This is a genomic window from Kribbella sp. NPDC023855, from assembly GCF_040639475.1.
Taxonomy (GTDB): domain Bacteria; phylum Actinomycetota; class Actinomycetes; order Propionibacteriales; family Kribbellaceae; genus Kribbella.
In genome coordinates, this window is the sequence record NZ_JBFAAA010000010.1 from 1 (window position 1) to 13530 (window position 13530).

The window sequence follows — 13530 nt, forward strand, 5'->3', positions numbered from 1 at the left end:
TTAAATCTATTTTTTCTGCGTTTGGGTCCCCCGCCGCGGGCTGGTGTGGGGCCCCCCCCCCCCCCCCACGACGGGAGAGGACGGGACTGGTTACGGCTGGACGGTGAAGGTGTAGGTCTTCTGTCCGGTGGTCACCGCGGCGCCGGCGGCCGTAGTACCGGTGGCTTCGAACGTGACGGTGTAGGTGCCGGCCGCTTCGAAGGCCCAGTTGGCGTGGGCGTGGGTGTTGATGGCGAACGTCCGGGTGTCCGGCAGTCCGTTGCCGCTGTCGTACCAGACCGTCGGAGTACCGAACGAGTTGGTGGTGAAGAGGCTGACGTGCGCCGGCCCGGTGACGGAGACCAGCTTGACGCTGAGGTTGTTGCCCTGCAGCGCTCCGCTGGGTACGCCCTCGGTGTTGATGCCAGGCCAGACGATGTTGCTCGCCTGGGTCTGCGGCAGGATCCAGACCGGCGAGCCCGCCGTACCGAGGAACGCGTACGCCGATCCCGACGGCACCGTGGTCTTGCTGGCCGACACAGCATTCAGTACTACGTCCGCCGGGGCCCGGTCGACCGCCGGGTTGACCGTGGCGTCGCGGAGGTCGAGGGTGAGTGCGGAGCCGGTCCAGTCGACGTCCACGGCGTCGACGTGACCCTGGGAGATGGTGGTGAGAGCGTGGGCCGGCAGGACCTGGAGCATGGTGAGCACTGCGGCGGTGGCAGCGCCGGCCAGCACCCGGGCCTTCACTGGCCGACCTTGAAGCAGTAGGTGGCGATGGCCGAGCTGACCCGCTGGCCGGTCGCTGCCAGCGTTCCGCTGACCCGCACCTTCACCTGGTAGGTGCCGGCCGCCTCGAACGCCCAGTTGGCGTGCAGGTGACCGCCGGCCGAGGTGTTGATCCGGTCGGGCAAACCGTTGCCGCTGTCGACCAGGACGGTCGGAGCGCCGAAGGCGTCGGTGGTGAAGATGCTCAGATCACCCGGGCCGCTGACCCCGACGACGTCGACCTTCAGCGAGTCGTTGGTGAAGACGCCGGCCGCGACCTCCTCGGAGCCGATCCCGGGCCAGAGCAGCTCGGGGTCCTGCACCTGGGGCAGCACCCAGGCGCGGGCGCCCGGCGTACCGAGGAAGCTGTACTGCGGGTCGGCGGGTACGGCGACCTCGGAGCCGGGCTTGGCGACCAGCTGGACCTGCGTCGGCGTGTACTCGATGTCGTGCTCGTCGTCGTGCACGTGCACGTTGAAGGCGCCGTCCTCGAAGGCGATCCCGATCACGTCGACGTGACCCTGGTCGAGCACGACCCTGGAAGTGGCGGCGTCGGCCGGCAGGGCCAGGCCGGAGAGCGCGAACACTGCTACGGCAGGCAGCGCCACGCGGTGGAGTTTGCGCATGACTTTCCTTTCACACTCGGGCGGGGACAACAGCCGTCGCAGCGGAGCGGCGACGGTGGCGGAGGAGACCGTGCCGGGGCGCGAACACCCAGCAGGCCAGGAAGACGGCGGTCGCCGTCAGCACGATCAACCCGCCGGCGGCGAGGTTGAACGCGTAGGACAGGTACAGGCCGGTCAGGCCGGAGAACGCGCCGATCAGCGGAGCGATCAGCATCATCGCGACGATCCGGTCGGTGAGCAGCCGGGCGCAGGCGGCCGGGGTGATCAGCAGCGCCAGCACCAGGATGTTGCCGACGGCCTGGATCGAGATGACGATCGCGATCGTCACCATCGCGTACAGGGCCATGTCCAGCCAGAAGATCGGCAGTCCGACCGAGCGCGCGGTCTCCCGGTCGAGCCCGACGGTGACGAACTCCTTGTGGAACGCCGCACTGACCAGCAGCAGGACGGCACCCGCGACCGCGACCGTGACGACGTCACCGTCACTGATCCCGAGGACCGAGCCGAACAGGAACGACTCCAGCGATCCGCCGTACCCGGGGGCGGTGCTCATCACCACGATGCCGAGGCCGAACGCCGCCGCGAAGAACACGCCGATCACGGTGTCCTCCTTGAGCCGGCGATTCTGCGAGACCACCGCGATCGAGAAGGCGGTGATGAGCCCGGCAACGATGCCGCCGGCCACCAGGCTGGTCTGCAGGACGAAGGCGATCGCGATACCGGGGAAGACCGCGTGCGCCACCGCGTCGCCGATGAACGCCATCCCGCGCAGCGCCACGTGGCTGCCGATCACTCCGCAGACCACGCCGGACATCAGTACGACGAGGAACGCGCGTTGCATGAAGACGTGCTGCCACGGCTCGACGAAGAACTCGATCATCGGGTCACCCCGAGCGTGTGCAGCAGCTGCTCGGACCGCGCGACGCCGAAGGCCCGCAGCCAGATGGCGGGATCTCGCAGTTCCTCGGGTGATCCGTCGGCGATCACGGTCTCGTTCAGCAGGCAGAGCCGGCCACAGGTATCGGCGGCGGCCGGCAGGTCGTGCGTGGTCATCAGAATCGCGGTGCCTTCACTGGTGAGCGTGCGGAACAGCCGGGTGAGAATCTCCTGCGTCGGTACGTCGAGGCCCGTGAACGGCTCGTCCAGCAGGAGAAGGTTCGGGCGGAGTGCGAGGGCGCGCGCGACCAGGACGCGTTGGCGCTGCCCGCCGGACAACTCGCCGATCGGCCGGCGCTGCAGGTCGGTCAGGTCGACCCGCTCCAGCGCTTCGGCGACAGCTGCGTGGTCGTCTTTGCCGGGCCTTCGCAGCCAGCCGATCCGATGCGTCCGGCCAGTCATCACGGCGGTCCGGACGTCGACCGGGTAGTCCCAGACGAACTCGTGCCGCTGCGGCACATAGCCGATCCGCCCGCGAGCCTCCCGCGGCGACTGCCCGTCGACGACGATGCTGCCGTCCTTCACCGGCAAAAGCCCAAGCAAAGCCCGCAACAAAGTCGTCTTGCCGGCCCCATTAGGCCCGATCAACCCAACCTGCTCACCGTGCTCAACAACCAAATCCACGCCACGCAACACCCGCCGCCCACCAAGCTCCACCCCAACCCCAGCAACCCGCAGTACGGTTTTCATGCTCGCCTCCGGCGGATCACGATGAAGGTCACTGCAAGAAGAGCGAGGAGCGCGGCGGAGCCGCCGATCCATGGCCAAGGGACTCCTTCATCGGACTTCTGCTCAGCGGTCGGTGCCGCCTCGCCCGCGGCTTGGGTTGTGGGTTTGAAGGCTTCTCGGGGGTTGCCGGGGCCGGCGTACAGGCGTAAAGGGCGGCGGTCGGTGACGGTGGTGCCGTCGGTGAGTTTGGCGGTCATCGCGATGTCGAGCAGATAGGTGCCGGGCGCCGAGAAGGTCCAGTTGCCGTGCACGTGGGTGTTGACGTCGACGCCGGTCTGCTGCGGGAACGGCTTGCGGCTGTCGAAGACCGGGGACGGCTTGCCGAAGTCCGAGTTCAGGAACAGCGTGAAGGTGCCCGGCCCGTCGACGCCTTCCAGCGACCAGGTCACCTCGCGATCGACCCGCTTCGCCACCTCGGTGTCCTGCGTGTTCCAGCCGGGCCAGACCACGCCGTCCTGCTGCACCTGCGGGATCACCCACACCTTCGCCCCCGGCTTGCCGAGGAACTCGTACGACGGATCGGCCGGCACCGCCAGTTCCGCCTTGTCACTCGCCTGGACGACGACGTTCTCCAGAGGCCGCCAGACCGTCGGGTCACCGGTGTCGTCGCGCAACTGGATCGTCCACTTGCCGTCCACGAACCGCGGCCCGATGTCGACGTGGCCGGTGGCGATCACCACCTGTTCGGTCGGCGGCGGCGGAACAATTGCCACTGGCAACAAAAGCGCGAGCAGTAGCCTCATTTCGGATCCCCCAGGCAGAGCAGCAGTTCGTCGGCGTTGTGCCGCATCATCGCGAGGTAGGTCTTGGCCTTCTCGTCGAACGAGTCGCCGTAGATCGAGCAGACGCGGACACCGTTGTCGTGGGCAACCTGGGTCAGCACGGACGCGCGCTGCGCCAGGTTCGGCTCGATGAAGACGGCGGGCACCTTGAGGTTGCGGATGGTCTCGGACAGCTTGCGGACCTGGTCGACACTCGGCTCCTGCGCCGGATTCGGTACGACGAACCCGGCCACCTTCATCCCGTACGCCGACGCCAGGTACCCGAACGCGTCGTGCGTGGTGATCAACTGCCGCCGGGCCGCCGGGATCTTCGCCAACTGGGTCCGGACGTAGGAGTCGAGGTCGTCGAGCTCCCGCAGATACGCGTCGCTGTTGCTTCGGTAGGTGTCAGCGCCCTCCGGATCGACTTTGACCAACGTGTCCCGCATCAATTGCACGTACGCCTTCACGTTCGCGACGTCTTCCCACAGGTGCGGGTCGATCTCGCCGTGCACGTGCTTGCCGAGCACCGCCTGCGGGAGTTGGTGGATCTGCGCTCCCGCCTTGCCGAGGAAGGCGAATCGCGGATCGTCCGGCACGGTCTCGAGCGCCTTGCCCGGGACGTCGATGACGACTCGCGCCGCTGGTACGACGGTTTGAGCTTCGCCTGGCTGCTTCGCATCGGAGTACGCGTAGACCTGGCCGGAGTCGAGATCGACGGTGAGGTCGGTGTGGCCGTCGTCCAGGACGGTCGCCGGGCCGCCGTCGGCCGGCCGGACCTGGTGTGGTTCGACTCCGACGGCGAAGGTGAAGGTGCCGCTGCCCAGCGGTTGCGGGGGTTTGCCGTCGCCGACGTCGAGCTTGCCCTCGAGGGTGAGGTGGTAGACGCCGGGTTTGGTGAAGGCCCAGTTGAGGTGGGTGTGCGCGGCGGGTGGCAGCGTCATGCTCTCCGCCGCGCCGTCGGAGTCGAAGTACACGTCGGGCTGGCCGAGCGACTCGGTCAGGTAGGCGACGAGTTTGCCGGGGCCGACGACCTTGGTGGCGGTGAGCTGGACGGACGACGTACGGGTGGCGCCGCGCGCTTTGCCGGTGCCGCGGACACGCAGGCCGAGCCAGAGCACGTCCAGGCCGATGTCCTCGACGAGTGGGATCACGTGGGCGCCGTACGACTCGGCCGCCTCGGCGAGCGAGACGTTGGGGGAGTCCTTGGGGGCGTTCGCGTCGATCGTCTTGATCAGCGACTGCGGTTCCAGCAGGAGATGGTTGGTGAAGGTGACGTCGGCCTTGGCGACCCGCTTGGCATCCGCTGGCGTTGGCTCGTAGGAATGCGGGTCACCGCCGGCCGGTACCAGCGACGACGCCTCCACTCGGTCGCCACCCACGCGCTGGGCGAGATCGGCCAGGATCTCGGTGGTCGCGACGACGTTGAGCTTCCCGCCGCTACCGGCAGCAACTCCGGAACACCCACTGGCAGCCAGTACTACGAACGCCAGCGCCGCGGCGGTCACCCGCCTGCCGCGCCTCACGCGTCACTCCGGCGGCGGGTCGCAACCAGCACGACAACACCGATCAGTACCAACGCAGTCCCACCGGCAACCCACCCGGCCCCGATCTCACCCCCAGTAGAAGCCAACCGACAATCCACCCCAGGCCGAGGCCCACCACCGGCGACCACACCCTCCGCACCAGCAGCTGTGGAGACCATGCGTGCGCCCTGCGCACCAGCATCCGCGGCAGGCATGCGTGCGCTCTGCGCACCTCCACCGCCGAAGGCGACAGCGGCAGGTGCCCGGACCGCCGAGCCAGCACTGCGTGCACTTGCGTCGACCGCTGCGTACGCGGCGCCACGCCCCGCTCCGGCGCCGCCGGTTGAGGTCGCTCCACTCGCTACGGCGGGGTAGGCGGCGCCGCCGGGGGCGTTGGAGGTGGTGGTTACTACGAAGGTGAGGGTTGAGGTGGTGGTGGAGGTGGCTCCGGTGGTGAGGGTTGCGGTGTGGGTGAAGGTCGCCTGGTAGGTGCCTGGTTTGGTGAAGGACCAGTTGCCGTGGGCGTGCGTGCCCAGCGGGATCCGGTAGGTGTCGGGCAGGCCGTCACCGCTGTTGAAGATGATCTTCGGGCGGCCGAACGAGTCGAACTCGAAGACGGCGAAGTTGCCTGGTCCGGTTACTCGGTCGAGACGCCATTCCACGCCGGCCGTGAGCTGGCCGGGGGTGAGCTCCTCGGTGTTCCAGCCGAGCCAGATGACGCCGGCCTTCTGCGTCTGCGGGATCTGCCAGAGCGGCGACCCTTCCGGACCCAGGAACGCGAACGCTCCGCCCGGTGCTCGGGTGGCGGCTGCGGCGGTCAGGCGAATGGTCACCTTGGAGGGATCGCGCCAGACCGGGGTGCCGGGCTTGGTGCCGTCCTTGACCCGGGAGGTCAGCTTGCCGGCTTCTAGGCGTACTGCGTAGTCGGCGTGGCCGTTGGAGAGGGTTACTCGGGTTGGGTCGGTGCCTGGTGGGTTGGGCGGGGTGGTGGTGCTGGGGGTTGTGCCGGGGGAGGTGGTGCCGCCGGGAGAAGACGTGGTGCCGCCGGGTTGGTTCGGGGTGCTGGTGGAGGTGGTGCCGCTGGGGGCGGTCGTGGTGGGGGCCGGCGGTGGGGTGGTGATGCAGGGTGGGAGGTTGCCCGAGGGCGTGCTGGTCGGGTTGGTATTTGGCGGGGTATCGCTTGAGTTGTCATCCGATTGCCCGCCAGAAGGAGCGGTGGGCGAGGTCGGCGGGTGGGTTGGCGTGGGCGTTGGTGACGGGGTTGTGGTTGGCGTCGGCGGGGTGGTCGGCGTCGGCCCCGGCGGGGTGGTCGGGCTGGTGGGTGGGGGAGTCGGGGTGGTCGGCGGCGGCGGCGTCGTTGGGGGTGTGGTGGGTGGGGGCGTTGTCGGTGGGGTGGTGCCTGTCGGCGGGGTCACGGGTGGGGTGGTTGGGGGAGTGCTGGTGGGCGGGGTCGCCGGAGGAGTGCTGGTGGGCGGGGTGGTGGTTGGTGGGGTGTAGGGGCCTACTACGAAGGTGTAGTTGATCGGACCTGAACTGAGTGGGGTGCCGGTTGTGGTGGTGGCGGTTGCCTGGAAGGTGAGGGTGTAGGTGCCCAGCTGGGAGAACGACCAGTTGGCGTGGACGTGGCTGCCGACCTGCTGGCGGTAGACGCGGAGCGTGGGGTCGGCCGAGCTGAACACTCTCTGCGCCACGCCAGTGAACTCGCTGTAGTTGAAGAAGACTTCGACGTTGCCAGGTCCGGTGGCCGACACCAGCGTCAGGTCGACCGCGTCATCGGCCAGTACGCCGGGGGCGATCGTCTCGGTGTCCCAGCCCGGCCAGATCAGCTCGGGGTCCTGCGCCTCCGGTGCGATCCACACCGAGTCGCCCGGCTTGCCGAGGAACGCGAAGGCCGGCAGGTCGGGGAGTTCCACCCGGGCCGACGCCTTGTCCTCCAGGTTGAAGATCAGCCCGGCCGGGTCCGCCTCGCGGTAGTCACCCAGTCCGATCCGCGTGTTGAGTCGCAGCGCCGTGCCGTCGTACGTCGTGTGCAGGACGTCGGTGTGGACCGCCTGCAGCACCTCGGGCGGCGCTTCGGCGTACGAGCGCAACGGCAGGAACGCCACGGCCAGTGCCAACGCCAACGCGAACCCAGCGGCGGCCGAGCTCCGCAGAACGGAACGGCGCCGGGTGCTGTCGGGCGGGCTGGAAGTAGGCAGGGCAGGGCTGAAGCGTTGGTGAGCGGCGGTCACCGGGGTCCCCCCAGGGTTCGGTTGGCAGCGAGCAGCAGGACTGTATCTGACTTGACAACCATTTTCAGTAAGCCCGATCGAAACTCCGCTCCACCCCGCCCGAAAGTCGCCGCCGGCCCGGACCGCGAAAATCACCCCCGCAGCGGATTTCTCGTCTGGGCGAACACGTGGGTAGACTGTTTTGGTTGCCTCGGCGAGGGACGCCCCCCGGACGCAGTCACGCTCACCCGTGAACTGTCGGGCGCGGCTCCGTGATCGACGCGGTGGTTCGTTGCCTGACGCCTTCCGGAGTCAAGACGTGCCCGCTGAGGCCAGCAGCTCTGCAGGACCACCTGACAACACATCACCGCAACGCACTTGAGGAGTTCATCTCGTGGCCGAGGTCAAGATCCAAGCCGAGTCGCGCACGGAGTTCGGCAAGGGTGCTGCCCGCCGTATCCGCCGGGACCACAAGGTGCCCGCCGTTCTCTACGGTCACGGCACGGACCCGGTGCACATCACCCTGCCCGGTCACGACACGATGCTGGCGCTGAAGACCGCCAACGCGCTGCTGCTGATCGAGGTCGAGGGCTCCGACAGCCTGCTCGCGCTGCCCAAGCAGGTCCAGCGTGACCCGATCAAGAACACCATCGAGCACGTCGACCTGGTGATCGTGAAGCGTGGCGAGAAGGTCCAGGTCGACATCGCCGTGCACATCGAGGGCGAGGCCGTCTCCGAGACCCTGGTCGTGCTGGAGAACGCCACCGTCCTGGTCGAGGCCGAGGCGACCCACATTCCGGACGGCGTCACCGTCTCCGTCGAGGGCCTCGAGGCCGGCGCGCAGATCCACGCGTCCGACCTGCAGCTGCCGGCCGGTACGACGCTGGCCGTCGAGCCGGACACCCTGATCGTGAACGTCACCGCGGCCCAGACCGCCGCGCAGGCCGAGGCCGAGATGGCCGAAGCCGAGGCCGAGGCCGGCATCGAGCGCGACGAGCCGGAGGCCGCCTCGAACGAGACGGTCGCCGCCGGCTCCTAGTAGCGGGCCGCAAGGCACAGAGTTTCGACAGGAGGGCCGGGATCCGTGGCGGACGACGTGTGGTTGGTCGTCGGGCTGGGGAATCCCGGCCCTTCCTATGCCAAGACCCGGCACAACGTCGGCCAGATGGTGGCCGACGAGCTGGCTTCCCGGGCCGGCGGCACCTTCAAGCAGCACAAGCAGGCCAAGGCCGAAGTGGTCGAGACCAGGATCAGCGGTATCCGGACGATCCTGGCCAAGCCCCGGTCGTACATGAACGAGTCGGGCGGCCCGGTCTCCGGGCTGCTGAAGTTCTTCAAGGTGGAGCCGGCCAACCTGGTCGTGCTGCACGACGAGCTGGACATCGACTTCGGCGTCCTCCGGGCCAAGTTCGGCGGCGGCGACAACGGCCACAACGGACTCAAGTCGATCCGGAAGTCTGTCGGTACCGGCGACTACTATCGGGTCCGGTTCGGGGTGGGTCGTCCGCCCGGCCGGCAGAACCCCGCCGACTTCGTGCTGAACGAGTTCTCCTCAGCCGAACGCAAGGATCTCCCGTTCGCGGTCGACCGGACCGCCGACGCCGTCGAGTCCCTGCTGACGGATGGCCTAGAAGTGACCCAAGGACGGTATAACTCGTAGTGATGGACAACTCGTGAAACTGGCCGGTCTGGTCGACACCCTGATCACCGATCCGGTGGTGGCCGAGGCGGTGCGTGACGCCCGCACGGACGGCGTCACGACCCTCGACCTGAGCGCTCCCGGGCCGGTCCGCCCGGTCCTGATGGCTGCCCTCGCCGCTGCCCGTGGCGCGGACCGTCCCGTCCTCGCCGTGACCGCGACCTTCCGCGAGGCCGAGGAGCTCACCGAGGCGCTGCAGTGCCTGGTCGAGCCCGGCACGGTCGCCTACTACCCGGCCTGGGAGACCCTCCCGCACGAGCGCCTGTCGCCCCGGTCCGACACGGTCGGCCGCCGGCTCGCAGTACTGCGCAGGCTCGCGCACCCCGACCCGTCGGACGAGACGACCGGGCCGATCAAGATCCTGGTCGCGCCGGTCCGGTCCGTGCTGCAGCCGCAGGTCGCCGGGCTGGCCGATCTCCGGCCGGTCCAGTTGCACGTCGGCGACTCCGTCGAGCTCGAGGACGTCACCGAGCGGCTCTCCGCGGCGGCGTACCACCGGGTCGATCTGGTCGAGCGACGCGGCGAGTTCGCGGTCCGCGGCGGCATCATCGACGTCTTCCCGCCGACCGAGGAACACCCGCTGCGGGTGGACTTCTTCGGTGACGACGTGGAGGAGATCCGGTACTTCGCGGTCGCCGACCAGCGGTCGCTCGAGATCGCCCAGCACGGCCTGTGGGCCCCGCCCTGCCGCGAACTGCTGCTCACCGACGAGGTGCGCTCGCGGGCCGCAGTACTGGCCAAGGAACACCCGGAGCTGTCCGAGCTGTTCGAGAAGCTTGCCGAGGGGCATGCGGTCGAGGGGATGGAGTCGCTCGCGCCCGTCCTGGTCGACCACATGGAGTTGCTGGTCGACCTGATGCCGGCCGGCACCCACGTCGTCGTCAGCGACCCCGAGCGGGTCCGGGCCCGTGCGCACGATCTGGTCGCCACCAGCCAGGAGTTCCTGGAGGCGTCCTGGGCGGCCGCTGCCGGTGGTGGCCAGGCGCCGATCGACCTGGGCGCGGCGGCGTACATCTCGCTGGCCGACGTCCGGGCGCACGCATTGAGCAAGGGCCTTGCCTGGTGGAGCATGTCGCCGTTCGCGGCGGCCCCGACCGACGCGCCGACCGACCTGCGCGACTCGATGGGCGAGCGCATCTCTGTCGACATCGACACCGATGCCGGCGCGGTCCGCAGCCGCGCGATCGCGGTCAACGAGGTCGACCCGTACCGCGGCGAGACGGCTGCTGCCGTCGAGGATGTGCGCGGCTGGCTGCGTGATGGCTGGCGCGTCGTCTGCGTCACCGAGGGACACGGTCCGGCGCAACGCCTGGCTGAGGTGTTCTCCGAGGCCGAACTGCCCGCGCGAATCGTCGACAGCATCGACGAGATCCCGCCGACGGGTGTTGTGCAGATCTCGCAGGGCCAGCTCGAACGCGGCTTCATTGCCGAAGGCATCAAGTTCGCGGTACTGACCGAGAACGACCTTGCCGGTCAGCGTTCGGCGGCCGAACGGCGTTCCCAGCAACGGATGCCGAGCCGGCGCAAGAAGACGGTCGACCCGCTGGAGCTCGCGCCCGGCGACTATGTCGTGCACGAACAGCACGGTGTCGGCCGGTACGCCGAGATGCTGCAACGCACCGTCGGCACGGGTGCGCAGAAGGCCACCCGCGAGTACATCGTCATCGAGTTCGCGCCGAGCAAACGCGGCCAGCCGGGCGACCGGCTGTACGTGCCGACCGACCAGCTCGACCAGGTCACCCGGTACGTCGGCGGCGAGCAGCCCACGCTGGACAAGATGGGCGGCGGCGACTGGGCCAAGCGCAAGGGCCGCGCCCGCAAGGCGGTCCGCCAGATCGCCGGCGAGCTGATCAAGCTGTACGCCGCGCGCCAAGCGACCAAGGGACACGCCTTCGCCAAGGACACCCCGTGGCAGCGTGAGCTGGAGGACGCGTTCCCGTTCGTGGAGACGCCCGACCAGCTGGCCACCATCGACGACGTCAAGGCCGACATGGAACGCGTCACCCCGATGGACCGGATCGTCTGCGGTGACGTCGGCTACGGCAAGACGGAGATCGCGGTCCGTGCCGCGTTCAAGGCGGTGCAGGACGGCAAGCAGGTCGCAGTACTGGTTCCGACCACGCTGCTGGTCCAGCAGCACTACGCGACCTTCGCCGAGCGGTACGCCGCGTTTCCGGTGAACGTCGCGCCGTTGTCGCGGTTCCAGACCGACAAGGAGTCCAAGGCGACTCTCGACGGGCTGGCCGACGGCTCGGTGGACGTGGTGATCGGGACGCACCGCCTGCTCGGCGGGGAGGTCCAGTTCAAGGATCTCGGCCTGGTCGTGGTGGACGAGGAGCAGCGCTTCGGGGTCGAGCACAAGGAGCAGCTCAAGCAGCTCCGGACCGCGGTCGACGTGCTGACGATGTCCGCGACGCCGATCCCGCGCACGCTGGAGATGTCGATCACCGGCATCCGCGAGATGTCCACGATCGCGACTCCGCCGGAGGAGCGGCACCCGGTACTGACCTTCGTCGGTGCCTACGAAGAAGGTCAGGTGACCGCCGCGATCCGGCGCGAGCTGCTTCGCGAGGGTCAGGTCTTCTTCGTCCACAACCGGGTGAACACGATCGAGAAGGCGGCCGCCCGGATCCGCCAGCTGGTGCCGGAAGCCCGGGTCAGCGTCGCCCACGGGCAGATGCCGGAGCACCAGCTCGAGCAGGTCATCCAGGGCTTCTGGGAGAAGGAGTCCGACGTCATCGTCTGTACGACGATCGTCGAGTCCGGGATCGACATCTCGAACGCGAACACGCTGATCGTCGAGCGTGCCGACCTGCTCGGCCTGTCCCAGCTGCACCAGCTGCGGGGCCGGGTCGGCCGCGGCCGGGAGCGGGCCTACGCGTACTTCTTCTTCCCGCCGGAGAAGCCGCTGACCGAGACGGCGCACGACCGGCTGGCCACCATCGCGCAGCACGCCGACCTGGGCGCCGGTATGCAGGTCGCGATGAAGGACCTCGAGATCCGCGGCGCCGGCAACCTGCTCGGCGGCGAGCAGTCCGGGCACATCGCGGATGTCGGGTTCGATCTGTACGTCCGGCTGGTCGGCGAGGCGGTCGCGGAGTACCGGGGCGACACCCAGGCCGACGAGCCCGAGGTCAAGATCGAGCTGCCGATCGACGCGCACCTGCCGCACGACTACGTGCCGTCGCAGCGCCTGCGGCTGGAGATGTACCAGCGGCTGGCAGCAGTACGGGACGAGGACGGCATCGCGGAGCTGGTCGAGGAACTGCACGACCGGTACGGCGACATCCCGCAGCCGGTGCTGAACCTGATCGAGGTGGCGAAGTTCCGCAACCACGCCCGCCGGGCCGGGCTGCACGACGTCACTCTGCAAGGCAATCTGATCAGGTTCGGACCGGTCGAGCTGCCCGATTCGAAGGTACTGCGGCTCAACAGGCTGTACCCGAAGAGTCTGGTCAAGCCGCAACTGCGTACGATCCTGGTGCCGAGACCTGCCACCCGGCCGGTCGCCGGTCAGCCGCTTCGTGACCAGGAGCTGCTGCAGTGGTGCACCAGACTGATCGACGACGTGATCGCCGAACCGGTCGGCGCGTCGGTATGACCAAGAACTGGAAGATGCGAGGAGATTCGGTGAGCACTTCGCGACGGCTTCGGGCGGCCAAGCTGCGGGTAGGTGGCCTGGCGCTGGCCTCGGTCCTGCTGCTCGGCGGTTGCGCGGCGGGCACCTACCCGGGCGCGGCGGCGAGGATCGGCGACAAGGAGATCAGCGTCGGCGACCTGGACAAGAGCACCACCGCGATCCAGAGCGCGCTCGGCAACGAGCAGCAGATCGCCCCGGCGGCCGTGCTGAAGATCCTGATCAGCAACGAACTGGCCGCCCAGGTGCTGGACCAGCGCTCGATCAAGGTCAGCGACGCCGAGATCGCGCCGGCCATGAAGGTCGTCGTGGACCAGTCGCTCTACCCGAAGTTCGCGGCGAACCCGGTCACCACCGACTTCCTCCGGGCGGCGGCACGGGCGGTGGTCGGCCAGATCAAGCTCGCCGGCGGCAGCGGCGTGGTCACCGACCCCAACGCGCAGCAGCAGAGCGCCGCGGGTGCCCGGATGGTCGAGGAGGCGGCGAAGAGCATCAAGGTCGACATCGCCCCGCGCTACGGCAGCTGGGACGGCACGCAACTCAAGGAGGGTTCGGGCTCGCTGTCGAACCTGTCCGAGCAGTCCAAGGCGGCGCAGAAGCCTGACCCGCAGCAGCAGCAACAGCAGCCCGAGCAGCCGCCGGCCGAGCCGCAGGGCTGA

General features: G+C 68.9%; 11 protein-coding genes. 4 read left to right on the forward strand and 7 right to left on the reverse strand.

What is annotated here, in order from left to right; genetic code table 11:
- Positions 1–90: 90 nt before the first annotated feature.
- Genes AB0F51_RS28810 through AB0F51_RS28840 form a run of 7 tightly spaced genes read right to left on the reverse strand, consistent with a single transcriptional unit; the run spans position 91 to position 7556 of the window.
- A complete protein-coding gene (locus AB0F51_RS28810) occupies positions 91–729 on the reverse strand; it encodes a choice-of-anchor M domain-containing protein (protein ID WP_360284941.1) in 639 nt (212 codons plus the stop codon).
- Positions 726–1373 (reverse strand): choice-of-anchor M domain-containing protein, encoded by a 648-nt coding sequence (locus tag AB0F51_RS28815; RefSeq protein ID WP_360284942.1) that lies wholly within the window; start codon positions 1371–1373, stop codon positions 726–728. Before AB0F51_RS28815 ends, AB0F51_RS28810 begins: the two co-directional genes overlap by 4 nt.
- A gap of 10 nt (positions 1374–1383) precedes the next feature.
- Positions 1384–2253, reverse strand: coding sequence for an anchored repeat-type ABC transporter permease subunit (locus tag AB0F51_RS28820; protein WP_360284943.1), 870 nt, complete (start codon positions 2251–2253; stop codon positions 1384–1386).
- On the reverse strand, positions 2250–2999 hold the full coding sequence (locus AB0F51_RS28825) for an anchored repeat-type ABC transporter ATP-binding subunit (protein WP_360284945.1): 750 nt from the start codon (positions 2997–2999) through the stop codon (positions 2250–2252). The genes AB0F51_RS28820 and AB0F51_RS28825 overlap by 4 nt, the downstream gene beginning before the upstream one ends.
- On the reverse strand, positions 2996–3883 hold the full coding sequence (locus AB0F51_RS28830) for a TIGR03773 family transporter-associated surface protein (protein ID WP_360285351.1): 888 nt from the start codon (positions 3881–3883) through the stop codon (positions 2996–2998). The genes AB0F51_RS28825 and AB0F51_RS28830 overlap by 4 nt, the downstream gene beginning before the upstream one ends.
- Positions 3778–5325 (reverse strand): anchored repeat ABC transporter, substrate-binding protein, encoded by a 1548-nt coding sequence (locus tag AB0F51_RS28835; protein ID WP_360284946.1) that lies wholly within the window; start codon positions 5323–5325, stop codon positions 3778–3780. Before AB0F51_RS28835 ends, AB0F51_RS28830 begins: the two co-directional genes overlap by 106 nt.
- Positions 5322–7556: a choice-of-anchor M domain-containing protein gene (locus AB0F51_RS28840; RefSeq protein WP_360284947.1), complete on the reverse strand. Its 2235-nt coding sequence runs from the start codon at positions 7554–7556 to the stop codon at positions 5322–5324. Before AB0F51_RS28840 ends, AB0F51_RS28835 begins: the two co-directional genes overlap by 4 nt.
- A 373-nt stretch (positions 7557–7929) precedes the next feature.
- Here AB0F51_RS28840 and AB0F51_RS28845 point away from each other — a divergent pair, with 373 nt between their 5' ends.
- From AB0F51_RS28845 to AB0F51_RS28860, 4 genes are read left to right on the forward strand one after another with little or no spacing between them, the layout of a single operon-like run.
- The gene (locus AB0F51_RS28845) at positions 7930–8574 is read left to right on the forward strand and encodes a 50S ribosomal protein L25/general stress protein Ctc (RefSeq protein ID WP_360284948.1); all 645 of its coding nucleotides are present in this window, start codon (positions 7930–7932) and stop codon (positions 8572–8574) included.
- A gap of 45 nt (positions 8575–8619) precedes the next feature.
- The gene (gene pth, locus AB0F51_RS28850; RefSeq protein ID WP_360284950.1) at positions 8620–9195 is read left to right on the forward strand and encodes an aminoacyl-tRNA hydrolase; all 576 of its coding nucleotides are present in this window, start codon (positions 8620–8622) and stop codon (positions 9193–9195) included.
- 13 nt (positions 9196–9208) lie between these two features.
- Complete coding sequence (mfd, locus tag AB0F51_RS28855; RefSeq protein WP_360284952.1) at positions 9209–12835, forward strand: transcription-repair coupling factor; 3627 nt, start codon at positions 9209–9211, stop codon at positions 12833–12835.
- A 29-nt stretch (positions 12836–12864) separates the two neighbouring features.
- Entirely contained in the window at positions 12865–13530 is a 666-nt protein-coding gene (locus AB0F51_RS28860) for a hypothetical protein (protein ID WP_360284953.1), read from the forward strand.